The sequence below is a fragment of the Phenylobacterium aquaticum genome (assembly GCF_022695515.1).
GTDB lineage: Bacteria > Pseudomonadota > Alphaproteobacteria > Caulobacterales > Caulobacteraceae > Phenylobacterium > Phenylobacterium aquaticum.
Genome location: NZ_JALDPT010000016.1, coordinates 89,820 through 114,419 on the forward strand (window position 1 = coordinate 89,820; position 24,600 = coordinate 114,419).

The 24,600-nt window shown below is 70.4% G+C and carries 30 protein-coding genes and 1 pseudogene; 21 read left to right on the forward strand and 10 right to left on the reverse strand.

Features of this window, described 5'->3' with window-relative positions; all coding sequences use genetic code 11:
* The first annotated feature begins 58 nt into the window (after positions 1-58).
* From MQH10_RS13510 to proB, 7 genes are all read left to right on the forward strand, one after another.
* On the forward strand, positions 59-979 hold the full coding sequence (locus MQH10_RS13510; RefSeq protein WP_242564554.1) for a cation diffusion facilitator family transporter: 921 nt from the start codon (positions 59-61) through the stop codon (positions 977-979).
* 117 nt (positions 980-1,096) lie between these two features.
* On the forward strand, positions 1,097-2,407 hold the full coding sequence (locus MQH10_RS13515) for a serine hydrolase (RefSeq protein ID WP_242564555.1): 1,311 nt from the start codon (positions 1,097-1,099) through the stop codon (positions 2,405-2,407).
* A gap of 123 nt (positions 2,408-2,530) precedes the next feature.
* On the forward strand, positions 2,531-3,079 hold the full coding sequence (rplU, locus tag MQH10_RS13520; protein WP_242564556.1) for a 50S ribosomal protein L21: 549 nt from the start codon (positions 2,531-2,533) through the stop codon (positions 3,077-3,079).
* A 32-nt stretch (positions 3,080-3,111) separates the two neighbouring features.
* Complete coding sequence (gene rpmA, locus MQH10_RS13525) at positions 3,112-3,378, forward strand: 50S ribosomal protein L27 (protein WP_242564557.1); 267 nt, start codon at positions 3,112-3,114, stop codon at positions 3,376-3,378.
* 132 nt (positions 3,379-3,510) lie between these two features.
* A complete protein-coding gene (locus MQH10_RS13530) occupies positions 3,511-4,044 on the forward strand; it encodes a GNAT family N-acetyltransferase (RefSeq protein WP_242564558.1) in 534 nt (177 codons plus the stop codon).
* Positions 4,045-4,108: 64 nt separating this feature from the next.
* Positions 4,109-5,158, forward strand: coding sequence for a GTPase ObgE (obgE, locus tag MQH10_RS13535; RefSeq protein WP_242564559.1), 1,050 nt, complete (start codon positions 4,109-4,111; stop codon positions 5,156-5,158).
* Positions 5,146-6,276: a glutamate 5-kinase gene (gene proB, locus MQH10_RS13540; protein ID WP_242564588.1), complete on the forward strand. Its 1,131-nt coding sequence runs from the start codon at positions 5,146-5,148 to the stop codon at positions 6,274-6,276. Before obgE ends, proB begins: the two co-directional genes overlap by 13 nt.
* Here proB and MQH10_RS13545 read toward each other — a convergent pair.
* Positions 6,273-7,088: a hypothetical protein gene (locus tag MQH10_RS13545; RefSeq protein ID WP_242564560.1), complete on the reverse strand. Its 816-nt coding sequence runs from the start codon at positions 7,086-7,088 to the stop codon at positions 6,273-6,275. The two genes, proB and MQH10_RS13545, sit on opposite strands and share 4 nt — an antisense overlap.
* 130 nt (positions 7,089-7,218) lie before the next feature.
* Here MQH10_RS13545 and MQH10_RS13550 point away from each other — a divergent pair, with 130 nt between their 5' ends.
* The 8 genes and pseudogenes from MQH10_RS13550 (at position 7,219) to MQH10_RS13585 (ending at position 13,916) form a co-directional block, all read left to right on the forward strand.
* Complete coding sequence (locus MQH10_RS13550; RefSeq protein ID WP_242564561.1) at positions 7,219-8,517, forward strand: aldehyde dehydrogenase family protein; 1,299 nt, start codon at positions 7,219-7,221, stop codon at positions 8,515-8,517.
* Positions 8,445-8,780: a hypothetical protein gene (locus tag MQH10_RS13555; protein WP_242564562.1), complete on the forward strand. Its 336-nt coding sequence runs from the start codon at positions 8,445-8,447 to the stop codon at positions 8,778-8,780. The genes MQH10_RS13550 and MQH10_RS13555 overlap by 73 nt, the downstream gene beginning before the upstream one ends.
* 30 nt (positions 8,781-8,810) lie before the next feature.
* Positions 8,811-9,470, forward strand: a complete 660-nt coding sequence (locus tag MQH10_RS13560; RefSeq protein ID WP_242564563.1) for a nicotinate-nucleotide adenylyltransferase — start codon at positions 8,811-8,813, stop codon at positions 9,468-9,470.
* Positions 9,471-9,565: 95 nt separating this feature from the next.
* On the forward strand, positions 9,566-9,979 hold the full coding sequence (rsfS, locus tag MQH10_RS13565; RefSeq protein ID WP_242564589.1) for a ribosome silencing factor: 414 nt from the start codon (positions 9,566-9,568) through the stop codon (positions 9,977-9,979).
* Positions 9,976-10,440, forward strand: a complete 465-nt coding sequence (gene rlmH, locus MQH10_RS13570; protein ID WP_242564564.1) for a 23S rRNA (pseudouridine(1915)-N(3))-methyltransferase RlmH — start codon at positions 9,976-9,978, stop codon at positions 10,438-10,440. Before rsfS ends, rlmH begins: the two co-directional genes overlap by 4 nt.
* 19 nt (positions 10,441-10,459) lie before the next feature.
* Entirely contained in the window at positions 10,460-11,290 is an 831-nt protein-coding gene (locus MQH10_RS13575) for a murein hydrolase activator EnvC family protein (protein ID WP_242564565.1), read from the forward strand.
* A gap of 112 nt (positions 11,291-11,402) precedes the next feature.
* Positions 11,403-12,793, forward strand: a pseudogene (locus MQH10_RS13580) (S41 family peptidase).
* Between the two features lie 73 nt (positions 12,794-12,866).
* Positions 12,867-13,916 (forward strand): phosphotransferase, encoded by a 1,050-nt coding sequence (locus tag MQH10_RS13585; RefSeq protein WP_242564566.1) that lies wholly within the window; start codon positions 12,867-12,869, stop codon positions 13,914-13,916.
* Here MQH10_RS13585 and MQH10_RS13590 read toward each other — a convergent pair.
* The 4 genes from MQH10_RS13590 to MQH10_RS13605 are packed head-to-tail and all read right to left on the reverse strand — an operon-like array spanning position 13,913 to position 16,358.
* Entirely contained in the window at positions 13,913-14,674 is a 762-nt protein-coding gene (locus MQH10_RS13590) for an alpha/beta fold hydrolase (RefSeq protein WP_242564567.1), read from the reverse strand. The two genes, MQH10_RS13585 and MQH10_RS13590, sit on opposite strands and share 4 nt — an antisense overlap.
* A gap of 12 nt (positions 14,675-14,686) precedes the next feature.
* Positions 14,687-15,136, reverse strand: a complete 450-nt coding sequence (locus MQH10_RS13595; protein WP_242564568.1) for a DUF3237 family protein — start codon at positions 15,134-15,136, stop codon at positions 14,687-14,689.
* Positions 15,133-16,071: an FAD-dependent monooxygenase gene (locus MQH10_RS13600; protein ID WP_336605102.1), complete on the reverse strand. Its 939-nt coding sequence runs from the start codon at positions 16,069-16,071 to the stop codon at positions 15,133-15,135. Before MQH10_RS13600 ends, MQH10_RS13595 begins: the two co-directional genes overlap by 4 nt.
* The gene (locus MQH10_RS13605; protein WP_242564569.1) at positions 15,996-16,358 is read right to left on the reverse strand and encodes an NAD(P)-binding protein; all 363 of its coding nucleotides are present in this window, start codon (positions 16,356-16,358) and stop codon (positions 15,996-15,998) included. The genes MQH10_RS13600 and MQH10_RS13605 overlap by 76 nt, the downstream gene beginning before the upstream one ends.
* Positions 16,359-16,443: 85 nt before the next feature.
* Here MQH10_RS13605 and MQH10_RS13610 point away from each other — a divergent pair, with 85 nt between their 5' ends.
* Together MQH10_RS13610 and MQH10_RS13615 are read left to right on the forward strand one after the other, a co-directional pair.
* Positions 16,444-16,599, forward strand: a complete 156-nt coding sequence (locus tag MQH10_RS13610; protein ID WP_242564570.1) for a hypothetical protein — start codon at positions 16,444-16,446, stop codon at positions 16,597-16,599.
* Positions 16,596-16,910, forward strand: coding sequence for a MarR family winged helix-turn-helix transcriptional regulator (locus MQH10_RS13615; protein ID WP_242564571.1), 315 nt, complete (start codon positions 16,596-16,598; stop codon positions 16,908-16,910). Before MQH10_RS13610 ends, MQH10_RS13615 begins: the two co-directional genes overlap by 4 nt.
* Here MQH10_RS13615 and MQH10_RS13620 read toward each other — a convergent pair.
* Both MQH10_RS13620 and MQH10_RS13625 read right to left on the reverse strand, forming a co-directional pair.
* Positions 16,907-18,232, reverse strand: coding sequence for an NCS2 family permease (locus tag MQH10_RS13620; protein WP_242564572.1), 1,326 nt, complete (start codon positions 18,230-18,232; stop codon positions 16,907-16,909). The two genes, MQH10_RS13615 and MQH10_RS13620, sit on opposite strands and share 4 nt — an antisense overlap.
* Positions 18,229-19,254 (reverse strand): purine-nucleoside phosphorylase, encoded by a 1,026-nt coding sequence (locus tag MQH10_RS13625; RefSeq protein ID WP_242564573.1) that lies wholly within the window; start codon positions 19,252-19,254, stop codon positions 18,229-18,231. Before MQH10_RS13625 ends, MQH10_RS13620 begins: the two co-directional genes overlap by 4 nt.
* A 150-nt stretch (positions 19,255-19,404) precedes the next feature.
* Here MQH10_RS13625 and MQH10_RS13630 point away from each other — a divergent pair, with 150 nt between their 5' ends.
* A complete protein-coding gene (locus MQH10_RS13630; protein WP_242564574.1) occupies positions 19,405-20,433 on the forward strand; it encodes a phosphotransferase family protein in 1,029 nt (342 codons plus the stop codon).
* On the opposite strand, the gene MQH10_RS13635 is transcribed toward MQH10_RS13630, so the two are convergent.
* Positions 20,430-21,041 carry a hypothetical protein gene (locus MQH10_RS13635; RefSeq protein ID WP_242564575.1) on the reverse strand — a complete coding sequence of 204 codons (612 nt, stop codon included), beginning with the start codon at positions 21,039-21,041 and terminating at the stop codon, positions 20,430-20,432. The two genes, MQH10_RS13630 and MQH10_RS13635, sit on opposite strands and share 4 nt — an antisense overlap.
* Positions 21,042-21,199: 158 nt before the next feature.
* On the opposite strand from MQH10_RS13635, the gene MQH10_RS13640 reads away from it, so the two are divergent.
* Genes MQH10_RS13640 through MQH10_RS13650 form a run of 3 tightly spaced genes read left to right on the forward strand, consistent with a single transcriptional unit; the run spans position 21,200 to position 23,624 of the window.
* Entirely contained in the window at positions 21,200-22,354 is a 1,155-nt protein-coding gene (locus MQH10_RS13640; RefSeq protein WP_242564576.1) for a divergent polysaccharide deacetylase family protein, read from the forward strand.
* The gene (locus MQH10_RS13645; protein WP_242564577.1) at positions 22,351-22,827 is read left to right on the forward strand and encodes an RNA pyrophosphohydrolase; all 477 of its coding nucleotides are present in this window, start codon (positions 22,351-22,353) and stop codon (positions 22,825-22,827) included. The genes MQH10_RS13640 and MQH10_RS13645 overlap by 4 nt, the downstream gene beginning before the upstream one ends.
* Positions 22,828-22,880: 53 nt before the next feature.
* Entirely contained in the window at positions 22,881-23,624 is a 744-nt protein-coding gene (locus MQH10_RS13650) for an alpha/beta hydrolase (RefSeq protein WP_242564578.1), read from the forward strand.
* A 27-nt stretch (positions 23,625-23,651) separates the two neighbouring features.
* Here the strand turns inward: MQH10_RS13650 and MQH10_RS13655 are convergent, their stop codons facing one another.
* The gene (locus MQH10_RS13655; RefSeq protein WP_242564579.1) at positions 23,652-23,864 is read right to left on the reverse strand and encodes a hypothetical protein; all 213 of its coding nucleotides are present in this window, start codon (positions 23,862-23,864) and stop codon (positions 23,652-23,654) included.
* Positions 23,865-24,057: 193 nt separating this feature from the next.
* Positions 24,058-24,600 (reverse strand): hypothetical protein (locus MQH10_RS13660; protein WP_242564580.1); only part of this gene is annotated, 543 nt, incomplete at its 5' end.

Genomic DNA, 24,600 nt, shown 5'->3' on the forward strand with positions numbered 1-24,600 from the left:
CGAGGCTTAGTGTTATAGAATAACACAATCACGCCGAACGGCGGAGTCCGAGATCACCGTGACCGCACCTGTCGACATCGAACCGCCGATCGACGCCTTCCGGGGCGATCGCATCTATCTGGGCGCGGATCATGCGCGCAATGAGCGCCGCACCTGGATCGTGGCCGGGGTGTGCCTCGTCTCCCTGGTCGTCCAGGTGGCCGGCGGGCTGATCTTCCACTCCATGGCCCTGGTGGCCGGGGGGCTGCACATGGGCGCCCACGTGGCCTCCATGGTGGTCGCCGCCGTGGCCTATGGCGTCGCGCGCACCTATGCCGCGGACCAGAGGTTCGCCTTCGGCACCGGCAAGGTCGGCTATGTGGCGGGCTTCGCCAACGCCGTGGTGCTGGGCGTCACCGCCCTGCTGATCGCCGCCGAGAGCGTGCAGCGCCTGATCACGCCGGAGCCGGTCGCCTATCAGGGCGCCATCGGCCTGGCCGGGATCGGCCTCATCATCAACCTGGTCTGTGTCGCCCTGCTGAAGCCCCAGACGGTCCACGCCCATGACCGCGACGGCGACCTCAACCTGTCGGCCGCCCACCTGCACCTGTCGGCTGACGCGGTGGTCTCGGCCCTGACCATCGCCGGACTGGCGGCGGGATCCTATCTCGGCTGGACCTGGGCCGATCCGCTCGCCGCCCTCTGCGGCGCGGGCCTGGTCGGCCATTTCGCCTGGCGGCTGATCACCCGCACCGGGGCGGTGCTGCTGGACATGACGCCGTCCGCCGAACTCAGCGCCGAGATCCGCGCGCGGCTGGAGGGCGACGGCGCACGGGTGCTGGACCTTCACCTCTGGCGGCTGGGTCCGGGACATCACGCCGCGGTCGTGGTGCTGGAAACGGACAAATCGACAGCTTCAGCGCACTATCACGCACGCTTGAACGGTCTTTTAGGACTTAGTCACGTCACCATAGAGACCCGCGACCCCAGGACCGCTTGACGGCGGCGCGCGGATCAGGCGTGAAAATGGTGATGGATCGCGTATCGGATCGCGCTTACGACTTCTCCACCCCCGGGGCCACAGCTTGGCGCCCTGGCGCTGGGGGCGCTCGGTGCGGTGTTCTGGCCGGTCGCCGACGGACTGTTCGTCGCCTGCGTCGCCGCCGACAAGATGGCGCGGAAATCCGCCGCCGCCGCCCGCCACGTGCTTTCCGACATTCCCGGTTCGCTCGGCGTGGCCGCCCTGCGCGCCGGCGCCTTCGCCGTTGAGCGTCGCGCCCCGCTGACGGCCCTGGCGATCATCCTGGCCGGCGCGGGCATCGGCTGGAACGCGACCGCCCCGGCGGGTGTTCCCGGCCGCCACGCCGCGGCGCCCAGCCACGCCATACCGACCAAGCTGGTCACCTCGGCGGTGACCATCCGCACACCGCATCGGCGCGCCCCGACCTCGCCGCCGCCCGCCGCCCTGCAGCACGAGCTCAGCGCGCTGGCCGCCCGCTTCGACGAACCGGTCGGCATCGCCGTCACTGACGTCACCGAAGGCTGGGTCGCCTCCGTGGACGGCCAACAGTCCTTCCCCCAGCAGAGCGTGTCGAAGCTGTGGGTGGCGATCACCGCCATGGACGCCGTCGACCAGGGCCGCATGCGCCTGGACCAGGGCGTGCTGCTGACCAATGACGACCGCAGCGTCTTCTTCCAGCCGATCACCTATCGGATCGACAAGGACGGCTATCAGACCACGGTCGACGAGCTGCTGCACAAGGCGCTGATCACCTCCGACAACGCCGCCAACGACAAGCTGATGGGCATGGTCGGCGGCCCGACCGCCGTGCACGAGGTCCTGCAGCGCAAGGATATCGAGGGCGTCAGCCTGGCCGAGGACGAGAAGCACCTCCAGGCCCATATCGCCGGCATGACCTGGACGCCGGAGTTCCGGCCCTATGGCGCCTTCGAGGAAGCCCGCGGCCGCCTGCCGCGCGAGGTGCGCGACCGGGCGATGCAGGCCTATCTCGACGCGCCCTATGACGGCGCGAGCCCGGTGGGCATCGTCCAGGCGCTCGCGGCCCTGAAGCGCGGCGAACTGCTGTCGCCCGCCTCGACCGACGTGATTCTCGGCGCCATGGCCAAGGCCCGAACCGGCCCGCGCCGCCTGGCCGGCGGCCTGCCCTCTGGTTGGAAGATCGCCCACAAGACCGGCACCGGCCAGGATTGGCGCGGCGCGACCTATGGCCTCAACGATGTCGGCCTGCTGACCGCGCCGGACGGCCGCACCTATGCGGTGGCGGTGATGATGCCCAAGACCCACAAGCCGGTGCCCGCCCGCCTGGAGTTCATGCAGGCGGTGTCGCGGGCCGTGGTCGGCGCCTGGGAGACCGATCGGCGGACCCTGGCCAGCCTGCGCGGCTCGGAAGGCAATCGCGGGGACTGAGTCCCAAGCCTCAAGGGCCGCCAATCGCGTTGACTCAAACCGGGCTCTCTGTATAAGTCCGCGCCTCTCGCCCGCGGGCCTTCTCGCGGGCGCAATCTTTTTTGCTATTTCAAGGCGCGAACGATGTACGCGGTGATCAAGACCGGCGGCAAGCAGTACCGGGTCCAAGCCGGTGATGTGCTTGTTGTTGAAAAGCTCGATGGCGAACCGGGTGCGGACGTCGCCTTCGGCGAAGTCCTCATGCTGGGCGATGGCGAGGCCGTGACGGTCGGCGCCCCCACGGTGGACGGGGCCAAGGTCAGCGCGACGCTGATCGAAACCCGCCGCGGTGAGAAGGTGAAGATCTTCAAGAAGATCCGTCGCCAGGGCTACCGCCGCACCCAGGGTCACCGCCAGTTCGAAACTGTGCTGCGCGTGACCTCGGTCGAAGGCGCCGGCAAGACCGACAAGTGGGACGGGACCGTGTCCCTGACCACCAAGGCGGTGCTCGACGCCCGTGCGCGGAACCTGAAGCTGGAAGACGGCCCGGCCCAGACCCCGCAGCGCAAGTCCGCCCGCGCCCTCAAGGCCGCCGCCGCGGCTCCGGCGGTGGAAGCCGCTCCGGCCAAGAAGGCTGCGCCGAAGAAGGCCGCCGCCCCCAAGGCCGAAGCTCCGCAAGCCGGCGCCGAATAAGCAACCGACCAGACCAGTTTTAGGAGGCCACTATGGCTCACAAGAAATCAGGCGGCTCCTCGCGTAACGGTCGCGACTCGGCCGGCCGTCGTCTCGGCGTGAAGAAGTTCGGGGGCGAAGCTGTCGCCGCCGGCAACATCCTCGTGCGTCAACGCGGCACCAAGTTCTATCCGGGCGTGAACGTCGGGATCGGCAAGGACCATACCCTCTTCGCCATGGCCGAAGGCGCTGTGAAGTTCATCACCAAGCGTGATGACCGCACCTACGTGAACGTGGTCGCCAACGAGAACGCCAACTAAGGCGGAACCATCCCGATCCGGTTCCGCTTCGACTTCAAGTCAGGCGGTACCGGACAGAATTCCCAAGCGGGGAGTCCGGACGCCGGGCTCCCCGCTTTTGTTTTTCTGACCCTGAGGGTCCGGGAGGTAGAGATGTGCGCCATCGAAATCCAACCCGTCGTCACGACGGAACGTCTGGTCCTGCGCCGGCCCCGGGTGGCCGACGCCGAGCGAATCGCCAACCTCGCCAATGACTTCGACGTGGCCCGCATGCTCACCTCCATGCCCCATCCCTACGGGCCAGAGGACGCGCGGGGCTATCTTGAGAAGCTGGACGACCTTGATCCCGAGACCGGGCGCAAGTTCGTGGTCGAGCATCCCGCCCTGGGCGTGATCGGCCAGATGGGCTTCAAGGCCGACGACCAGGGTCGGCCGGAACTCGGCTACTGGCTGGGCAAGCCCTATTGGGGGGCGGGTCTGGCCACCGAAGCCGTTCGCGCCGCCCTGGTCTGGGCCTCCAAGGACTGGGGCAAGCGCTATGTCCTGGCCCGCCACTTCTCGGACAACCCCGCCTCCGGCGAGGTCCTGAGCAAGGCCGGCTTCCTCTATACGGGCGAGGTCACCCTGACGCGCTCGGCCGCCCGCGGCGAGGCCGCGCCGGCCCGCACCATGGTCTGGCTCGCCTGATCGTCACCCCCGCCCGTCGGACCAACGTCTCGACGGGCGGCTTTCCTTGGTTCAAAAGGCCCACATGAAGTTTCTCGACCAGTGCAAGATCTATGTCCGCTCCGGGAACGGCGGCGGCGGGGCGGTCTCGTTCCGGCGCGAGAAGTACATCGAGTACGGCGGCCCGGACGGCGGTGACGGCGGCAATGGCGGCGACGTCTGGATCGAGGCCGTCGATGGCCTGAACACCCTGATCGACTTCCGCTACCATCAGCATTTCAAGGCCGAGACCGGCACCCACGGCATGGGCCGCAACCGCCACGGCGCCGCCGGCGCCGACGCCGTGCTGAAGGTCCCCGTCGGCACCCAGGTGCTGGAGGAGGACAAGGAAACCCTGATCGTCGACATGGACACCCCCGGCCAGCGCTATCTGCTGTGCAAGGGCGGCAATGGCGGCTGGGGCAATGACCGGTTCAAGGGGCCGGCCAACCAGGCGCCCTATCACGCCAATCCGGGCCAGGAGGGCGAGGAGCGCTGGATCTGGCTGCGGCTGAAGCTGATCGCCGATGTCGGACTGGCCGGACTGCCCAACGCCGGCAAGTCCACCTTCCTGGCCGCGGCCAGCGCCGCCAAGCCCAAGATCGCCGACTATCCGTTCACGACGCTCGCCCCCAATCTCGGCGTGGTCGACCTGTCGCCCAATGAGCGCTTCGTCATCGCCGACATTCCCGGCCTGATCGAGGGCGCGTCGGAGGGCGCGGGGCTCGGCACCCGCTTCCTCGGCCACGTGGAGCGCACCGCCGTGCTGATCCACCTGGTCGACGGCACCCAGGACGACGTGGCCGAGGCCTGGCGCACCGTGCGCCACGAACTGGAGGCCTATGGCGAGGAGCTCGGCGACAAGACCGAGATCCTGGCGCTCAACAAGATCGACGCCCTGTCGCCCGACATGATCGAGTTCCAGCGCCAGGCGCTGGAGGAAGCCTCGGGCGCCAAGGTCCGGCTGGTCTCCGGCGTGTCCGGCCAGGGCGTGGTCGACATCCTGCGCGAAGCCTACGCCCTGGTGCGCCAGCGCAAGGCCGCCGCCGCCCTCAAGGCCCGCGGCGGCGAAGAGGTCGAGGACTGGAAGCCGTGACAGGGCTGACGGCCGCCAAACGCATCGTCGTCAAGGTGGGCTCGGCCCTGCTGGTCGGCGAGGACGGGGCGCCGGACGCCCACTGGCTGGCGGCTTTCGCCTCTGACCTGGCGCGGGTGCGCCATCGCGGCCAGCAGGTGCTGGTGGTCTCCTCCGGCGCGGTGGCGCTCGGCCGCAAACGCCTGGGGCTCGGCAAGCGGGCGCTCACCCTGCCGGAAAAGCAGGCCGCCGCCGCCGCCGGCCAGTCGGCCCTGATGCGGGCCTGGGAAGAGGCCCTGGAGCCCCACGGCTTTTCCGCCGCCCAGGTGCTGCTCACCCGCGACGACACGGAGGTCCGCCGCCGCTGGCTGAACGCGCGGGCGACGGTCGAGACCCTGCTGACCCTGGGCGTCGTGCCGGTGGTCAACGAGAACGACACCGTGGTCACCGAGGAGATCCGCTACGGCGACAATGATCGCCTGGCCGCCCGGGTGGCCCAGATGATCGGCGCCGACGTGCTGGTGCTGCTCTCCGACATCGACGGCCTCTACACCGCCGATCCGCGCAGCAACCCTGAGGCCCGGCATATTCCCCGCGTGACCCGGCTGGACGCCGAGATCGAGGCCATGGCAGGCGGCGCGAACGCCCAGGCCGGGGTCGGCACCGGCGGCATGGCCACCAAGATCGCCGCCGCCCGCATGGCCCAGGCCGCCGGCTGCGCCACGGTCATCACCCTGGGGCGGCGCCCCTCTCCGCTCTATGCGGTGGAGCATGGCGAGCGCGCCACGGTCATCGAACCGGCGATCACCGCCAAGGCCGCCTACAAGGCCTGGATCGCCGGATCGCTCGCCCCCAATGGCGCCCTGATCATCGACGCCGGCGCCGCCCGGGCGCTGGCCACCGGCAAGAGCCTGCTGGCCGCCGGGGTGAAGGCGGTGGAGGGCCGGTTCGAGAAGGGCGACGCGGTCATCGTCCGCGACGAAGCCGGCGCCGAGATCGCCCGCGGCCTCAGCCGCTACGACATCGCCGACGCCGAACGGATCCGCGGCCTGAAGTCCGACGCCATCGAGGCGGCGCTCGGCTTCACCGAGGGCCCGCTGATCCACGCCGACGATCTGGCCCTGGTCGAACGCGCCTAGCGCACGACACCCAGCGCCGGGCCGTCCCAGTCGGCGCCAAGATCCCGCTTCAGCTTCGCCCGGGTCGCGGCCTCAAAGGCCTCCGGCCACGCGGCGCCCACCCGTTCGGCCAGGGCCCTCGCCCGCGGCAGGAAGATCCGCGCATAGGCGAAATTGGTCGAGACGACCGAGTCGCGATTGGCCTCGGCCACAGGCAGGTTGGTGACCAGGTCCATGTCCTGCGGCGAGAGGTGCCGCTTCAGGTGCAGGGCGCCGGTCGGGCTGGGCAGGTCGAGCTCTTCGACCATCAGGGCGATCAGCTGGTTGCGCAACATGCCGGTCCCGGTGACCGACACCGCCCATTCCTCCCGGCCGACGACTACGTGCAACAGGCCCAGGATGCGCAGGAACTCGCAGACCATGGCCTCGACCTTCTCTGGGTCGGCCGAACGCGGCGCCAGCCGATCCGGCAGGGCTTCGAACAGGGCCCGGGGATCGTATAGCGGCTTGAGGCGGTCCTTGGCGCCATGGACCATGCCCGGCACGGTGATGGTCAGGTCCGCCCTCAGCCACTCGGCCGTCACCGAGGTGAACAACGGCATGTTCGGAAAGGTCCGGCGGAAGTGCACGAGGTCGAGGCCGGCCGCCAGCCAGGCCTTCGCCTCCTCGATAAACGTCTGGTGGGCCGCGGGCTCGACCACCACGATGAAGTCGGCGTCGCTATAGGCGTCGCCCACCCCCTGCCCCAGGCTGCCGCTCAGAAACAGCGCCACGACCCGGTCATCCGCGGCCGCCAGGCCCCTGACGGTCTCGATCAGTTGGTCACGTTCCATCCCGCCCTCCGTGCGGTCCCGCTTGTACACCGATCAAGGGTTGCGCACCTCTTATTTGAACCCGCCGAGAAAGACGCCTAGTAAGGCTTGGAACGACACTAAGGCTCACGCTGAGCATATGGGCGCAGGGATGGACGACGCGAGCGCGGCAGGACTGGCCGAGACCCGGGGACGCCTGACGGCGCTCAGCCCGGGCATGGCCGTGCCCTATGGCGGCGACCGCCTGGCCTTCGTCTCGCCGGAGCTGGCGGCGGCCTTCCATGTCGGCGACCAGCTGGTGGTGATCCAGGACACCGGCGACCTGCTGCACGTGCCCGCGGAGGTCCAGGCGGTGGCCCGCGCCGCCGTCGGTCGGGCGCACGCCGCCTTCCGCCAGATGGGCCAGGTCGGCGACGCCGCCATCACCGCCTTCTTCGAGGCCTTCGCCGCCCGACTGGCGGACAACCACGTCTGGGCCGAGATCGCCGCCGCCAACGCCGCCGATGTCGCGGCCGCCCAGGCCAAGGGCCGCTCGACCACGCGCCTGGCGCTCAGCGACCAGATGCGCGCCGACATGATCGCCGGCCTGCGCGCCTGGCGCGACGCCCCGCCGGCCCGCGGCCGGGTGCTGGAGACGATCCGCCATGAGGGCTGGAGCGTCGAGCAGGTCATGGCGCCCCTGGGGGTGGTCGGCTTCGTGTTCGAGGGCCGGCCCAATGTGTTCGCCGACGCCACCGGCGTGCTGCGCACCGGCAACACCGTGGTGTTCCGCATCGGCTCCGATGCGCTGGGCACCGCCCGCGCCATCGTCCATCACGCCCTGGATCCGGCGCTCGCGACCGCCGGCCTGCCCGAAGGCGCGGCGTCCCTGGTGTCCAGCGCCGAACGCTCGGCCGGCTGGGCGATGTTCTCCGATTCCCGCCTGGCCTTGGCCGTGGCCCGCGGCTCCGGCCCGGCCGTGGCCCAGCTGGGCGCCGTGGCGCGCCAGACCGGCACCCCGGTCAGCCTGCACGGCACGGGCGGCGCCTGGATGGTGGCCGACGCCAGCGCCGATCCAGAGCGCTTCGCGGCGGCCGTCTACCACTCCCTCGACCGCAAGGTCTGCAACACCCTGAACGTGGTCTGCGTGGTCCGCGACCAGGCCGAGCCCCTGATCCATCGCTTCCTCGAGGCGCTGGAGGCCGCGGCGCCCGCCGCAAGGGCTGGAAGCTGCATGTCTGCGCCGCCGCCTGGGACCTCGTGCCCCACCATTGGCGCACCCGTCGCGGTCCCGTCGTCCGCGCCGGGGGCGTCGAGGACGAGGCCCTGGTCGAGCCCCTGGTCGAATCCGAGCTCGGCCGCGAGTGGGAATGGGAGGAGACGCCCGAGGTCAGCCTGGTGGTGGTTGACGACCTGGCCGAGGCCGCCCAGCTGTTCAACCGCTACAGCCCGCGGTTCGCCGCGAGCCTGATCTCCCAGGACCCGGCGGCGCACGAGCTGTTCTACGCCCTGGTCGACGCCCCCTTCACCGGCGACGGCTTCACCCGCTGGGTCGATGGCCAGTACGCCCTGAACCGGCCGGAACTGGGCCTGTCCAACTGGGAGCACGGCCGGCTGTTCGCCCGCGGCGGCGTCCTGGCCGGGGACGGGGTCTTCACCGTCCGCGCCCGGGTGCGCCAGACCGACATGGATCTGGACCGCAATCCCGACACCGCCGGTTGGACCCGGACTTGACGGCCCTCACCTCAACAACGGGAAGCGCCCATGTGGTTCGCCGGTCCGGCGCGACGCGTCCCTGACGCCGGCCGTCCCGCGACCCTGCGCCTGGGCTTCACGCTCGCGCGCGGGATGCGGGTGGGGCTCTATGGCGGGTCGTTCAATCCGGCCCATGAGGGCCATGCCCATGTGGCCGAGACCGCGCGCCGGAGGCTGCGGCTCGACCGGGTGATCTGGCTGGTCTCGCCGCAGAATCCGCTGAAGTCCGCCCATGAGACCGCCAGCCTGGACAGTCGCCTCGCCGGCGCCCGGCGCTTCGCCCGCGGCCGGGCCATGGTCGTCTCCGCCGCGGAGACCAAGATCGGCTCGACCTACACCATCGACACCCTGCGGGTGCTCAAGGCGCGGTTTCCGGGCGTGAAGTTCGTCTGGATCATGGGCGCCGACAGCCTGGCCAATTTCCACCGCTGGCGGGGCTGGACCCAGATCATGGGCGGGGCGCCGGTGGCCGTGGTCTCCCGCCCCTGGATCTCGCTGAAGAGCCGCTTCTCGCCGGCCGCCCGCCGCTTCGCCCACGCCCGCCGCCCGGCCGCCGAGGCGTCCGGCTTGGCCGGCGCCAAGCCGCCCCGCTGGGTGTTCCTGACCGGTCCCCTGAACTTCCAGTCCTCGACCGCCCTGCGCGAACGGATGGGCGGCTCCCGGCGCTGACCCACCCGCTAACCCTGTGGGAATCACGCGCCCTGTGCTGATCCCGCGATCTGTGGTAGGAAGCCTTTTAGCGAGGATATAAAGGAGCGACCCCGCTGAGCCCTGAACCTGCGCCCCGCGCGCAAGAGACTCCGGTTTCGGCCGAGTCCCTCGAGACCCAGAAGCGTATCACCGCCCTGGAAGACCTGATTCTGGCGCGTCTCGACGACGACCAGGCCCAGGACGTCGTCTTCATCGATCTCAAAGGCAAGAGCGCGGTCGCCGACGGGCTGATCGTGGCGTCCGGCCGTTCGCACCGCCATGTCGGCGCGATCGCCGACCACCTGCTGCGCGCCCTGAAGGAGCAAGGCTATGGCAAGGCCCGCGTCGAGGGTCTGCCGCACTGCGACTGGGTGCTGATCGACACCGGCGACGTGATCGTCCACCTGTTCCGGCCGGAAGTCCGCACCTTCTACAACATCGAGAAGATCTGGTCGGTGGACGCGCCCACCCACATCCCCTTCAGTTGAGACTGACGATCCTGGCGGTCGGGCGTCTCGCCCGGTCCCCTGAGGTCGAGCTCGTGAAGCTCTATGTCGACCGCGCGACCGCGGCTGGGCGCGCGCTCGGGCTCGGTCCGGTCGAGGTGATCGAGGTCGAGGCCAAGAAGCCCGGCAAGGCCGCCGAGGCCGAGGTGCTGAAGCCTCACCTGGACGGCGCCCATGTCATCGCCTGCGACGAGCGCGGTCAGGCCCGCGCCTCCCGCGCCTTCGCCGCCGAGATCGGCCGGCTGCGCGACGACGGGGTGCGCCGGCTGGTGTTCATGATCGGCGGGGCGGACGGGCTGGACCCGGCCCTGGTCGCCCAGGCCGACGTCAAGCTGGCCTTCGGGCCCCAGACCTGGCCCCATGCCCTGGCCCGCGCCATGCTGGCCGAACAGGTCTACAGGGCGGTCACCATCCTGGCCGGGGGGCCCTACCACCGTGATTGAGGCGCTGCGAAAGCCGCCCGTGCTGATCGCCGCCGCCGTGCTGGCGGTCTCGGCCGCGGGCGCCCTGGCCGCGGCCGGCGATCCGGCGACGCTCGCCCGCCTCAACATCCGCGAGACCGAGCTGAGCGCCCAGCAGGGCCGCAACCTCAACCACCTGTCCCACCTGCTCACCGTCCTGGTGCGCTTCCGCCGTGACCCGCCGCCGGCCCTGCTGGTCAGTCCGGGCGATGCGGTGGACGCCGCCCGCGCGGCGATCCTGATCAAGGCGCTGACGCCCGAGCTGCAGCGCCGCGCCAATCTCTACGCTGGCGAGGCGCGGGAGATCGCCCGCCAGCGGCGGCTGGCCGCCGTGGCCGCCGAGGCCCTGTTCACCGCCGACAGCAATCAGGCCGACCGCGCCCTGACCGAAAGCGCCCCGGTGGAGGCCGACGCCACGCCGCTGCAGGGGGTCGAGGACACCCGCCCCGTCCTGCCCCCGACCGCCCTGCTGGTCCCCACCGACGGGCCGATCGTGCGGCGTTACGGCGACAAGCTCGCCGGGGGCGACCGGGCGCATGGCCTGACCATCGCGGCCAAGGCGGGCGCCAAGGTGGCGGCGCCCGGCGACGGACTTGTTCAATTTGCAGGCCCGGTTAAGGGTTGGGGGGTCATTTTGATCTTGAGATTGGCTGGCGGGTACCATCTGGTGCTGGCGGGCCTGGACCGCGCGAGCGTCAGCGTCGGACAATCCGTCGCGGCGGGCGCGCCTGTCGGATGGATGGCGGATGGGCGACAAACGCCTGCCGAACTCTATCTGGAAGTCCGCGAACGCGACGCGCCGGTGGATCCGGGGCGTTGGCTCAAGGGTTGAACCGGCGCAAGATCGGTTCGTCCTCATGAAACTTTGAGCCATTTGGCTCTATCGGAGACAAGACAACAGTTCGCGGCGTAATTCCGCCGCAAGGGAGCCCTAGGGCCAGACTATGCGCAAGTATCTGCTGATCGGTGTTTCGGCCTTCGTGCTCGGTGCGGGCTCGATGGCCTATGTGAGCCAACAGGCCCTGGCGTCGGCCGAGCCCCGGGCGAAGACCTACAAGATGCTCGAGCTGTTCGGCGACGTGCTGGACACCGTCGAGCGCCAGTATGTCACCGAGGTCGACGACAAGAAGCTGATCGAGGCGGCCATCGACGGCATGCTGACCTCGCTGGACCCCCACTCGAACTATCTGAACCCCGAGTCCTATGACGACATGCGCGATCAGACGCGCGGCGAATATGGCGGGCTGGGCATCGAGGTCACCAGCGAGGACGGCGTGGTCAAGGTGATCTCGCCCATGGACGGCACGCCCGCCTTCAAGGCCGGAATCAAGGCCGGCGACTACATCACCGCGGTCAATGGTGGCAGCGTGCTCGGCCTGTCGGTTTCCGACGCGGTCAAGCAGATGCGCGGCAAGCCCGGCGAGACCGTGACGCTCACCATCGCCCGCGAGAAGACCGATCCCTTCGACGTGAAGCTGGTCCGCGAGATCATCAAGACCAAGTCGGCCACCGCCAAGATGGAGGGCGACTACGGCTATCTGCGCGTCTCGGCCTTCAATGAAAAGACCACCGACGAGGCTCAGGCGGCGATCGCGACCTGCGCGCCAAGAACCCCAAGATCAAGGGCTGGATCCTCGACATGAGGAACAACCCCGGCGGCCTGCTGGACCAGGCGGTGTCGATCTCCGACCTGTTCCTGGAAGGCGGCGAGATCGTCTCCCAGCGCGGCCGCGATCCGCGCGACGTCGAGCGCTACAACGCCCGCCCGGGCGACGCCATCGGCGGCGCGCCCCTGGTGGTGCTGATCAATTCCGGCACCGCCTCGGCGGCCGAGATCGTCGCCGGTGCGCTGCAGGACCGCAAGCGGGCGGAACTGGTCGGCCTGACCAGCTTCGGCAAGGGCTCGGTCCAGACCGTGATCCCGCTGCGCGGCGGCATGGACGGGGCGCTGAAGCTGACCACGGCGCGCTACTACACGCCGTCCGGCCGCTCCATCCAGAAGACCGGCATCCAGCCGGACCTGGAAGTGGCCGAGACCCGCGAGGACGCCCAGCAGATCGCCAACCGCGCCTTCCAGTTCTCGGAAGCCTCCTTCACCAACGCGCTCAACGCCGAGGAGGGCAAGGCCCGGGTCGGCGCGCACGAGCCGGCCGAGGCCCCGCCGGAAGGCTTCGACACCAAGAAGGGCGACTTCCAGCTGACCCGCGCCGAGGACGTGCTGAAGTACGGCTCGGTCGCCGCGACGCCCAAGCTGCCCAAGCCCGCCGCCCGGCTGGCCGAGGTGATCGGCCCCAAGACCCCCAAGGTCGAGCCCGCGCCGCCCGTGAAGAAGTAGGGGGCCCGAGCCCCCTTCCCCGCCGCAGCGGAAAGGCGTCTATCGTTCCCGTCAAACAGGGAGGACGAGCGCCATGGCCGATGATCCGGGGACACCCAGCCTGGGCGATGTGCGGCCCGCGCACCGGCTCGACGAGGCCAGGCTCGAAGCCTGGCTGGCGGCCAATGTCGAGGGCTTCTCGGGCCCGCTCAGCGTCCAGCAGTTCAAGGGCGGGGCCTCGAACCCCACCTATCTGCTGACCACGCCCGCGGCGCGATATGTGATGCGCAAGAAGCCGCCGGGCCAATTGCTGGCCAGCGCCCACCAGGTCGACCGCGAATACCGGGTGATGAAGGCGCTGGGCGACACGCCCGTGCCCGTGCCGCGCATGCGGGCGCTGTGCGAGGACGAGAGCGTCGTCGGCACCAGCTTCTATGTCATGGACTTCCTGGAGGGCCGGATCTTCCGCGACGCCCGCCTGCCCGGCATGACGCCTCCGGAACGCCGGGCGATCTATGACGAGCTGGTGCGGGTGATGACCCTGCTGCACGCCGTCGATCCGGAGGCCGTGGGCCTCTCCGACTTCGGCCGGCCCGGCAACTATTTCGAACGCCAGGTCGGGCGCTGGATCAAGCAGTACCGCGGGGCCGAGACCGAGCTGATCCCGGCCATGGAGGCCCTGATCACCGAGCTGCCGCCGCGCATCCCGGCCGACGACACCGTGACCATCGCCCACGGGGACTATCGGCTGGAGAACGTGATGTTCCACCCGACCGAGCCCAGGATCATAGCCGTGCTCGACTGGGAGCTCTGCACCCTCGGCCATCCCCTGGCGGACATCGGCTATAACTGCATCCTGTGGCACTCCCGCTCGGAGAGCTGGGGCACGCTGGACGGCATCGACCTGGCGGCGAGCGGCATCCCGACCGAGGCGGAATATGTGGCGGCCTATGCCCGCCTGACCGGCCGCGACGGGATCGACGACCTTCCCTTCTACCTGGCCTTCTCGCTGTTCCGCCTGGCCTCGATCAGCCAGGGGGTCTTCAAGCGCAACCTCGACGGCATCGGCGCGGGCGAGCCCAGCACCGACAATTCCGGGGTGAAGATCTTGGCGGCGACGGCGCTGGAGGTGCTGCGCCGCTAGGTCAGGAACGCCACCACCGCCGCCGCGAATTCGGGCTTCGACACCGCGCCCCGGTGATCGCCGGGGGTGATCACGGCCTTGGCGCCGGGAATGGCCGCGGCCAGGCGTTCCGGATGGGCGGCCAGGGGGTCGCGGTCGCCCGCGATGACAAGGGTCGGCGCAATGATGCGGTCGAGCGGGATCGGCTCGGCATGAACCACCTGGGCCTGGGCGGCCAGGGCCTTGCGGTCAGCGCCGGTGGCGTCGGCCATCTGGCGGAACGGCAGGGCCGAGGGCGAGACGCTCGACAGGTCGTCGGCCATCAGGGCCGTGACGATGTCGCGATTGTCGACGACACGGGTGTCCACGCCGCCGCGGGCCAGAATGCCGTCGCCCACCCCGCCGATCACCAGCCGGCGCAGGCGACGCTCCCGCGCGCCCGTAATCAGGGCGACGATCGCCCCCATCGAATAGCCGACCAGATCGACCTCCACGAGGCCCAGATGGTCGATCAGCTCCGACAGGTCGCGGGACATGCGGTCCTCGCCATAGAGGGCAGGATCATGCGGCTTCTCCGACTCGCCATGGCCGCGGGCGTCGATGGCGATCACCCGGCGTCCGGCGTCGGTGAGGGCCGCGACCACTCCGGCCGCCAGCCAGTTCAGCTTGGCGCTGGCCCCGAAGCCGTGATGCAGCAGCACGGGGGTCCCGCCATGTTCGGCGCCCCATTCGTGCCAAGCCAGGGTCAGGCCGTCGGAGGTCTTGAAGTGATTGGCCAAGGCCGTCGTCCCCTATCCGATCTCGAAAACCTGGAGCCGCACCTGGTCGGCCAGACGCTCGCCGGTCGCCAGGGCCAGGACGGCGTTGAGGCGCATCAGGCCCGGCGCGGCCGTCCGCATCCGGACCGCCGTGCGGAAATAATAGAGCCCCGGATCGACCGCCTCGCCGCGAGCCAGGGCGGTCAGAATCTCGGGCGGGCCGGCGCGGACGCCTTCGGAGGTGATCTCCACCTTCCCGTGGCCAGTGAGGTCGAGGATGTAGTGGGCGGAGATGTCCATGCGGCCGTCGGGCCACAGGGTCTGCCAGTCGCCGCCGCCCGGCAGCACCTGGCCTTCGAAGCCGCCCGATACGGTCCCGCCGACAATGGGAATGAACCGCCGGCCCGGCGGTCCCGGATCGATCGACACCGGCGGGGCGACCGCGACCTCCAGGGTCATCAGGGGCGTGAGCGCAGGCGTCATGCAGCGGCCTCCGGCTTGAGCTTCAGGCCGGTCAGCACCTTGTAGCGGGCGGCGATGGCCTCGAGCTCGCCCGGGGCGAAGACGTCCTCGATCCGGGCGAAGCCGTTCGGCGCGCGCTCCTGCGCCATCTGCATGCACTGCTCGGGGCCGTTGCCGCGATTGGCGCGGACGATGGCGGCGGTGGCCGGCAGCCGCTCAGCCTCGTAGGCCGCGAGCGCGTCAACAGGGTCGGGATGGGCGGCGAGCGCCCGGACCAGGGCGCGGGCGTCGAGAATGGCCTGGCTCGCCCCGTTGGAGCCGATCGGATACATGGCGTGGGCGGCGTCGCCCAGCAGGGTCATGCGGCCATGGCTCCAGCGCGGCAGGGGATCGCGATCGACCAGGGGAAATTCGTAGATCGCCTCGGCGCCGGCGATCAGGCCGGGCACGTCCAGCCAGTCGAACCGCCAGTCGGCGAAGCGCGGCAGAAAGTCGGCGGGGTCGCCGGCCCGGTTCCAGTCCTCGCGCTTCAGGCTCTCCGCGATCCGCAGTTCGGCGATCCAGTTGATCCTTTGGCGGCCGTCGGCGGCCGGCGGCGAGATCGGATAGGCGACGAACTTCTGATCCTGATGCCCGGCCATGATCATGCTGGCGCCGGTCAGAAAGGGCATGGCCACCGTGGTCGCCCGCCAGAGAATCCGCCCGCCATAAACCGGCGGCCCCTCGTCCGGGAAGAGCCTGGCACGCGCTCCCGAATGGATGCCGTCGGCGGCGATCAGCATGTCGGCCGTCGCCTCATGCGCTTGGCCGGCGGCGTCGACGAGCCGCACGGCGACCCCACCCGCGTGATCCTCATGGCCGACCATGCGCCGATCGCAGATCACCCGGTCGGGCCCCAGGCGCGCGACGGCGGCGTCGAACAGCACGCCTTGCAGCGCCCCGCGCGGCAGAGAGATCTGCGGCGCGGAATGGCCGGCGAGACGGCCGCGGGCTCGCCCCAGATGCGCTGGCCGTGGCGGTTGAAATAGACCAGCTCGCGGGTCGCCACGCCCCGGGCCAGCAGGGCGTCGATCAGGCCAAGTTCGTCCAGCACCTCGGCCGCATGGGGCAGGAGATTGATGCCGACGCCGAGGGGGAGGATCTTGGGCGCGGCCTCATAGACCGTCACCTCATGGCCGGCCGCGTCCAGCGCCAGCGCGGCGGCGAGGCCGCCGATGCCCGCGCCTGCTATGTTGACCTGCATGGCGTCCTCCCAGCAGACAGGCGGCGTCTGGCCGCATATTGTTATGCACTATAACAATCTAGTTCCGGAGTTCAACCGCACGCCCATGAGCCGAGCCCCTCGCCCGCCCCGCCGGTCCTTTCAGCCCCATCGTCCCGGCGTCGACTACGGCGTGCTGGACGAGCTCTTGGGCTATGAGGTGCGCCGCGCCCAGATCCGGGTGACGGAGGCCTTCGACGCCGGCTGGGGGCGCTGGGCATGACCACCCAGAGGTTCTCGGCCCTGGTGCTGATCGCCGCCAATCCGGGCCTGAAGCAGACGGAGCTGGCGGCCATCATGGGTATCGCCCGCTCCGGGGCGCTGGCCATCGTCGAGGCCCTGGGCGAACTGGTCGACCGCCATCCCGTCCCCGGCGACGCCCGGGCCCAGGCGCTCGCCCTGTCGGCGGAGGGCCAGGCGCGCCTGCCCGCCATCATCGCCGAGGTCCGCGCCCACGACCGCGAGGCCGCGGGCGACCTCACCGCAGACGAGGTCGCGACCCTGAAGGCTCTGCTCGCCCGGGTCGCCCCTTAGGCGGCGGCCATATAGGCGAAGCGCGCGACGAACAGCACGGCCAGAACCAGCAGCAGCCAGTCCTCGCGGCCGATCCGCCGGCCGGCGATCTTGAGGATCGCGCAGGCGATGACCCCGAAGGCCAGGCCGTTGGCGATGGAGAAGGTGAGCGGGATGGCGATCAGGGTGAGGAAGGCCGGGATGGCCACCACCGGGTCCTTCCACTCGATGTCGGCCAGAGGCGCCATCATCATCGAGCCCACCAGGATCAGGGCCGGCGCGGTGGCCGCGGCGGGGATCGCCTGGGCCCAGGGGGCGACAAACAGGGCGGCCAGGAAGAGCAGACCCGTGACCACCGCCGTCAGGCCGGTGCGGCCGCCCGCCGAGACGCCCGAGGCGCTCTCGATATAGCTGACCACCGTGCTGGTGCCGGCCAGCGACCCCACCACCGTGGCGGTGGCGTCGGCGAACAGGATGCGGTTGAGGCGCGGGATGGTCCCGTCCGGCTGGACGAGGCCGGCCTTGGTCGAGACCGCCACCAGGGTGCCGACATTGTCGAACAGGTCGACGAAGACGAAGACGAACAGGATCTCGACCAGCGCCAGGCCCAGCCCCTTGCCGCCGATCCCGAAGGCCGCCGGGATGTCCAGCTGGAAGGCCGTCGCGGTCATCTGGGCGACGCTGTAGGTCTGGGGCGTCCACTGGGCCAGGTGCAGGCCCCAGCCGATCACCGAGGTGATGACGATCCCGATCAGGATCCCGCCGCGCACCTTCCACACCTCCAGCACCGCGATGATGGCGAGCCCCAGCAGGGCCAGCATGGCGTTGGGATTGTGCAGGTCGCCCAAGCCCACCGTGGTGCCCGGATTGGCGGTGACGATACCCGCCCCCTTCAGGCCGATGAAGGCGATGAACAGGCCGATGCCGGCGGCGATGGCCGAGAACAGGGCGCGCGGGATCGCGTTGACGATCAGCTTGCGGACGCCGGCGAAGGTCAGGATGAGGAACAGGACGCCGGAGATGAAGACCAGGCCGAGCGCGGTCTGCCAGGGCACCCCCATGGTCTTGACCACGGTGAAGGTGAAATAGGCGTTCAGCCCCATGCCGGGGGCCAGAGCGATGGGATAGTTGGCGACCATCCCCATCAGGATACAGCCCACGCCCGCGGCCAGGCAGGTCGCAGCGGCCACGGCGGCCGGGGGCATGCCCGTCTGGCCCAGGATCGCGGGATTGACCAGGATGATATAGGCCATGGTCAGGAAGGTGGTCAGGCCGGCGAGCAGCTCGGTGCGGACATTGGTGCCTCGCGCCTTCAGCTGGAAGGTGGTGTCGAGCAGGCTCATTTCGCGGCTCCCGGCAGCTTGGTCTCGTAGGTCGCCCAGCCGGCGACCAGGGCCTTGACCACCGGCGCGCCGGTCAGCCAAGCGGCCTCGAACCCGGCGCGGGCCCCGCCCTCCGCGAACTTCAACACCGGACTGTCGGCGTCGCCCTCGCGGGAATAGTTGCTGGCGGTGCGCAGGACGAGCACGCGGCGGGCGTCCACCTTGCCCTGACGGCCATAGAGGCCGAGCACGTCCAGGATCCCCTGGTCCTCGCAGTCGGTCATGGCGAAGACGCCCTTGCCGTCCGTCCAGGTCTTGATCCAGGCCCGCGCCCATTCGGTGCGGCGGGTCCCATGCCAGAAGCGGGTGGTCCCCAGCACATCGCCCAGGAACACGTGGGGCGGCTTCATCGCCTCCGGCTCGCTGGGATAGCGGGCGCGGTCGGCCTGGAGGGCCGCGGAGTCCGGCAGGACCACATTGCGCGTCAGGCCATAGGCCCAGTCGGTCAGGCCGGGGTCGAGCGCCCAGACCATATCGCTGGAGCCCGGCGCCGCGCCCTTCAGGCCCGGCTTGCCCGCGCCGGGACCATAGAGGCCGTTGGGCCAGTCGGCGGGGATCTCGCGGTCGTCCATCTCGAAGGCCGGATCGGCGTCGACCACATAGCGGGCCCACGCGGCCGAGCCGATCGAACCGGTGCGGGGATCGACCCCGGCGATACCGGCCACGATCCAATAGGCGTGGGAAAGGTCGAACTGCGGCGACAGGGCAAGCGCCGCGACGCTCTCCCGCGCGCGGCCGCGCATGCCGGTGACCACCCCCAGCACCCCGTCGGGCGACAGCCGGACCGGCCGCTCGATGCCCGGCACCGCGAGGGTCTGGTTCAGAGGATAGCGTTCCGCCCAGGCCTGGAACTCGCCCGGCGCATCGCCGACATCGGCGCCCGGCTCGAAGGTGGTCAGCACCACCACCTTGACCGGGATCGGCGCGGCCTGGGCCGCCAGGGGCGCGAACAGCAGCCCCAGAATCAGAATCAGCCTGCGCATCTCGCCCCCCATGGCCCCGGCCGCACTGAGCCGCAGCCAGGCCGAGGGGGCAAGAGCCGAACCGCCTTCCGCCACGACATCATTGCCAAGCGCCTCTCAGGCGTCCGTGATGGCGGCAACGGAAACATCCGGCGTGAAGGACCAGACGGGGTGGAAACGGCAGTGGACCTGGGCGCGCTCAGCGCCTGGATGGATCGGCAGGGCCTGGGCGCGGGGCCCCTGGAAGACGCCGCCCTGCTGGCTGGCGGCACCCAGAACATCCTGCTGAAGTTCCGGCGGGGGGAGCGGACCTATGTCCTGCGCCGTCCGCCGCCGCATCTGCGGGCCAATTCCAACGAGACCATGCGCCGCGAGGCCCGCATGCTGGCGGCCATCGCCGATACGGATGTGCCCCATCCACGCCTGATCGCCGCCTGTCCGGAGGAGGACGTGATCGGGGCGGCCTTCTATCTGATGGAGCCGATCGACGGCTTCAATCCGACCACAGGCCTGCCGCCCCTGCATGCGGGATCAAAGGCCGTGCGTCACCGCATGGGCCTGGCCCTGGTCGAGGGGATCGCGGCCCTGGGCGCGCTCGACTACCGGGCCCTGGGCCTGGAAGGGTTCGGCAAGCCGGACAACTATCTGGGCCGCCAGGTGGAGCGCTGGAAGGGCCAGCTTGCCTCCTACGCCGAGTTCGAGGGCTGGACCGGCCCGGCGGAGATTCCCGGTGTGGACAAGGTCGCCGCCTGGCTCACCGCCAACCAGCCGCAGAGCTTCATCCCCGGCATCATCCACGGCGACTATCACCTGGCCAATGTCATGTACCGCCATGACGGGCCGGAGCTGGCGGCCATCGTCGACTGGGAGCTGACCACCATCGGCGATCCGCTGCTGGACCTCGGCTGGCTGATGGCGACCTGGCCCGAGGGCGAGAACCCCGACCCGTCCGCCGTCTCGGTCAAGCCGTGGACGGGGTTCCCCACCGCCGCCGAGCTGGTCGAGCACTATCGCCCCCGCACAGAGCGGGATCTGGGCGTGCTCGACTGGTACGCGGTGCTCGCCTGCTACAAGCTGGGCATCATCCTGGAGGGCACCCATGCCCGGGCCTGCGCCGGGCGCGCGCCCAAGCCCACCGGTGACCGGCTGCACGCCCAGACGCTCGGCCTGTTCCAGCGCGCCCTGCGCTGGATCGGCTAGGCCCGGCTCTCGGCCCTCAGCCTCTGGCGCCAGTCGCGCTGCATCTGGTCGGTCACCCCCACCAGCTGCAGGAAGCTGATCACCGGGATCGGCAGCCGCCGCGTCGCCAGCAGCGCCCCGCCCGGGGCCTGGGCCTCGACCGTTAACGGAAACACCGCCCAACGGGCCGGAAACGGCCGGATGGTGGGATCAGGATCGGCCCCCAGATGCGGGCAATGCGCCAGGGCCCGCTCGGCGCAGGCCTTGTGGCTCGGCGAGATCGCGCCGGCGTTCAGCACGACCTGGGCGTCGGGCAGGTCGGCCGGGGTGACGGCGCCCAGGCCGCGTGCGCGGAGCGCACCCACCGCCATCAGCTTGCCCGTCTGGTGCCAGCGGTCGTCGGGGGCGGTGGGTTCGCCGCACATGGGACACAGCATGCGGCGCACGCTCTCCCGCTGGCGGCGCAGGTGGTTGCGGGAATATTGCGGCTTGCCCTCACCGGGGCGCTCGGCCTGGCCGATGGCCAGCCGGCCGTCGACGGTGGCGCAGGGGGCGACGCCCAGCAGGGCTTCCGCCGTCCAGCTCGTGACCCAGGGCACATCGACCCCGACCTTCAATCTGGACGCCATGCGCCTATTCTCCCGAGCCCGCGGGGCGATCTTGCGCCCGCCGCGCCGGGGCGCAAACCCCCGGCGCGGGCGAAGGTTCCGGGGCCGGGCCAGGTCTGGCGTTAAGTCATTCATTAACCATGTTCATTCACCCTCTCGGGCAGGAGCTTCGTATGCCCATGCCCGCGTTTTCCCGGAAGACCTATCCCACCGTTCCGGCCGCCCCGAGCGGCGGTTTCCGCCCGCCCGAGGCGCTGATGCGCGCGGTGGCGAACCCCTATGTCAGCGCCGGCGCGGCCGCGGGCCTGTTCCTGTTGACCACGGTCGGGCTGATCGCGGCCATCGGCGACCCCCAGGCCGGGACGCCCGTGGTGCGGATCTCCCTGGCCAAGGTCGCCGCCATGGCCGCGCCGCCCGGCTGGCGCGAGGCCCTGCTGGCCGAGCATCCCGGCGGGCCCACGGTGACCGAGGACATCTACAGCCTGTCGGAGACCCCGATCGGGCCCGGCGGCACGGCGACCATCACCCTGCCCGGCGGCCGCGCCTTCCGCGCCGCCGATCCCCTGCCCCAGGCGCCGATCGCCGGCGTAACGGTCAACGGCCCTAACGGCCCCCTGCCGGTGATCGGCGGGGACGGCCGCACCCCGGCCCAGGCCTATGCCCGGCCCTTCACCTCCAACGGCCGGCCAAAAATCTCGCTGGTGATCGGCGGGCTCGGCCTCAACGCCTCGGCCACCCGCCAGGCCATCGAGGGCCTGCCGCCGGAAATCACCCTGTCCTTCGTGCCCTATTCGGAGGGCCTGCAGGGCTGGATCGACCTGGCCCGCGCCAACGGCCATGAGGTGCTGCTGGAAGCGCCCATGGAGCCGGTGGACTATCCGGACAATGATCCCGGTCCCTACACCCTGATGTCGCGGGCCATGCCGGCCGAGACGGTGAAGAAGCTGGAATGGCTGCTCAGCCGCGCCACCGGCTATTTCGGGGTGACCAACTATCTGGGCTCCAAGTTCATGGCCACCGACCAGGCCATGGGCGCCTTCTCCGACGCCCTACGCAGCCGGGGCCTGGCCTTCATCGACGACGGCTCCGCCGCCCAGCGCCGGGGCGGCATTCCCCGCGCCTCGGCCGACCGGATCATCGACGACCAGCTGTCCTCGGACTCCATCGACCAGCAGCTCCTGGCGCTGGAAGCCGGCGCCCTGCAGCGCGGCCAGGCCCTGGGCTCGGCCTTCGCCTATCCGGTGACCATCGGCCAGGTGGCCCAATGGGCGCGCACGGTCGAGGACCGCGGCTATCAGCTGGCGCCCGCCTCGGCGCTCATGACCCGGAAATGAGCGGCGACCTCTCGGCCTACAGGCCCAATGTCGGAGTCGTGCTGTTCCATCCCGACGGCCGCGTCTGGCTGGGGCGGCGCAACAACACGCCAGGCCCCTATAACTGGCAGTTCCCGCAAGGCGGCGTCGACGCCGGCGAGGACCTGATCCAGGCCGCGCGCCGCGAGCTGGCGGAGGAGACGGGCGTCACCTCGGCGACCCTGCTCGGCCGCACGGACGGCTGGCTCACCTACGACTTCCCACCCGACCACCAGGGCGGCAAGCCCGCCCGCGGCTGGAAGGGCCAGCGCCAGGTCTGGTTCGCCTTCCGCTTTGACGGCGAGGAGGCGGAAATCGACCTGATGGCGCACGGCGAGCCCGAATTCGACGCCTGGCGCTGGGGAAAGCTCTCCGAGGCCCTGGAGGTCGTTGTGCCGTTCAAGCGGCCGACCTATGAGGCGGTGGTCCGGGCCTTCCACGATTTCGCGGGCTAGTCCGGCGCCTCCGGCCTAGAACGGCTTTGCGGACAATTCGAAACGGAGCCCCATTGGCGTCCTCGGTCATCATGGTGCATGGCGCCTTCTGCGGCGGCTGGATCTTCGAGCATTTCCGCAAGCCCTTCGAGGCGGCGGGACTGAAGGTCATCGCCCTCGACCTGCCGGGCCACGCCGACAGCGATCCGTCCAATGCGGTGACCGGCGTGTCCATGACCGACTACGCCCGGGCGGTCGCCAAGGCCTGCGCGGCCGAACCCGAGCCCCCGATCCTGATCGGCCACTCCATGGGCGGGCTGGTGGCTCAGCTGGCCTCGCGCCGATGTGACCTGGCGGGCCTGGTCCTGCTCGCGCCCTCGCCGCCCTGGGGCGTCGCCGCCTCGACCATCGAGGAGGCCGTCTCGGCGGTCAGCCTGCACATGATGGGCCCGTTCTGGATCCAGGCGATCGCGCCGGACGGCCGGCTCGCCCGCACCTACAGCCTCGACCGCATGGCCAAGCCCGAGCGTGACGCCGCCGTCGCCCGCATGCGGCCGGAAAGCGGTCGCGCGCTATGGGAGACCCTGAACTGGTGGATGGACCCGCTGATGACCACCAGCCTGGGGCCGGGTCCCTTGAAGGTTCGCAGCCTGGTGATGGCCGGCGGCCGCGACGTGATCCATCCGCCGTCGACCGTGCGCCAGACCGCCGAGCGGATCGGCGGCGCCTATCTGGAATGGCCGGGCATGAGCCACTGGCTGCCCGGAGAGCCCGGCTGGGAAGAGGTCGCCGCCGCGGTCTTGACCTGGATCGGCTGATCGGACCGCGGCGACGCGGGGCTTGGCCTATTTCGGCTTGGCGGGGATCGGCTGGCTGTTTGGGGCGCCGCACTTGGCGAACTTCTTGCTGGTCTTGTCCTGGCAGCGGACGCCGGGCGCGACCGCCGGAGCCGGGCACTTCATGAACTTGCCCTTGGCGTCCTTGCAGGGGGCCGCGTCGGCGGCCGAGGCGAGGCTCATCGCGAAGGCGACGACGGCAATGACGGAAATCGAGCGCATGGGGTCTCCTGAAACGCGGACGCGCGCGGCCCCTTGGCGGCGCGCCGTCCGGCCTTAGGGCGGACCGCTGATTCTGTCTGGGCGCCCTGCCGTGCGAGCGTCCGGCCTGCGATCTGGGATTGCCATGCGGGCGCGAAAAAGGCGCCGGAGTCTCCCCCGGCGCCTGGATCTCGTCGGCCTGTCGGCGCGATGCCTAGAAGGTGCGTTCGCTGTAGAGCAGGGTCGCCTGGTCGAACCGGGCGTTCAGCGGCGAACCGTCCGGCTTCTTCAGCTGGACGAAGACCAGGCCCTGGGAGACGTGGTCGGTGAAATATTCCCAGGAATTGGTGATGCGCTTCACGTCGGTCGCCGGCACGTAGTCGTTGCGCTGGGCGGCCATGTAGGGGTCGTGCAGATAGGACCAGATGTTGAGCGAGCGGATGATCGGCTTCTCGCCGTCCAGCACGTACTTCAGGCTCAGCGAGCAGACCTGCTTGTTGGAGCCGGGGTTCTCGAGCGTGATCGAATAGTCCTTCGACCCGCCGGTCAGCGGCAGGGTGAAGACGATATTGCCGTCCTTCTTGCCCTTCTTCATCCCGGCGGCCGCGGCCAGCTGGGCGAAGTCGCCGCCCTTGACCATCGGCATGCAGACCTTGGTCAGCACGTCGGTGATGATGGCGCCGTCGCCATCGGTGGGCAGGGTGGGTTCCGGCGCGGCCGGCGCGGCGGCCGGGGCCTCCGGAGCCGGAGCCGCCGG

What these genes read in the sequence shown, in the direction of transcription:
- rplU (WP_242564556.1), top strand. Translation starts at nt 2,531, where the DNA reads ATGTACGCGGTGATCAAGACCGGCGGCAAGCAGTACCGGGTCCAAGCC.
- rpmA (WP_242564557.1), top strand. Translation starts at nt 3,112, where the DNA reads ATGGCTCACAAGAAATCAGGCGGCTCCTCGCGTAACGGTCGCGACTCG.
- MQH10_RS13530 (WP_242564558.1), top strand. Translation starts at nt 3,511, where the DNA reads ATGTGCGCCATCGAAATCCAACCCGTCGTCACGACGGAACGTCTGGTC.
- obgE (WP_242564559.1), top strand. Translation starts at nt 4,109, where the DNA reads ATGAAGTTTCTCGACCAGTGCAAGATCTATGTCCGCTCCGGGAACGGC.
- MQH10_RS13545 (WP_242564560.1), bottom strand. Translation starts at nt 7,088, where the DNA reads ATGGAACGTGACCAACTGATCGAGACCGTCAGGGGCCTGGCGGCCGCG.
- MQH10_RS13550 (WP_242564561.1), top strand. Translation starts at nt 7,219, where the DNA reads ATGGACGACGCGAGCGCGGCAGGACTGGCCGAGACCCGGGGACGCCTG.
- MQH10_RS13560 (WP_242564563.1), top strand. Translation starts at nt 8,811, where the DNA reads ATGTGGTTCGCCGGTCCGGCGCGACGCGTCCCTGACGCCGGCCGTCCC.
- MQH10_RS13585 (WP_242564566.1), top strand. Translation starts at nt 12,867, where the DNA reads ATGGCCGATGATCCGGGGACACCCAGCCTGGGCGATGTGCGGCCCGCG.
- MQH10_RS13595 (WP_242564568.1), bottom strand. Translation starts at nt 15,136, where the DNA reads ATGACGCCTGCGCTCACGCCCCTGATGACCCTGGAGGTCGCGGTCGCC.
- MQH10_RS13605 (WP_242564569.1), bottom strand. Translation starts at nt 16,358, where the DNA reads ATGCAGGTCAACATAGCAGGCGCGGGCATCGGCGGCCTCGCCGCCGCG.
- MQH10_RS13610 (WP_242564570.1), top strand. Translation starts at nt 16,444, where the DNA reads ATGAGCCGAGCCCCTCGCCCGCCCCGCCGGTCCTTTCAGCCCCATCGT.
- MQH10_RS13615 (WP_242564571.1), top strand. Translation starts at nt 16,596, where the DNA reads ATGACCACCCAGAGGTTCTCGGCCCTGGTGCTGATCGCCGCCAATCCG.
- MQH10_RS13620 (WP_242564572.1), bottom strand. Translation starts at nt 18,232, where the DNA reads ATGAGCCTGCTCGACACCACCTTCCAGCTGAAGGCGCGAGGCACCAAT.
- MQH10_RS13625 (WP_242564573.1), bottom strand. Translation starts at nt 19,254, where the DNA reads ATGCGCAGGCTGATTCTGATTCTGGGGCTGCTGTTCGCGCCCCTGGCG.
- MQH10_RS13635 (WP_242564575.1), bottom strand. Translation starts at nt 21,041, where the DNA reads ATGGCGTCCAGATTGAAGGTCGGGGTCGATGTGCCCTGGGTCACGAGC.
- MQH10_RS13640 (WP_242564576.1), top strand. Translation starts at nt 21,200, where the DNA reads ATGCCCGCGTTTTCCCGGAAGACCTATCCCACCGTTCCGGCCGCCCCG.
- MQH10_RS13645 (WP_242564577.1), top strand. Translation starts at nt 22,351, where the DNA reads ATGAGCGGCGACCTCTCGGCCTACAGGCCCAATGTCGGAGTCGTGCTG.
- MQH10_RS13655 (WP_242564579.1), bottom strand. Translation starts at nt 23,864, where the DNA reads ATGCGCTCGATTTCCGTCATTGCCGTCGTCGCCTTCGCGATGAGCCTC.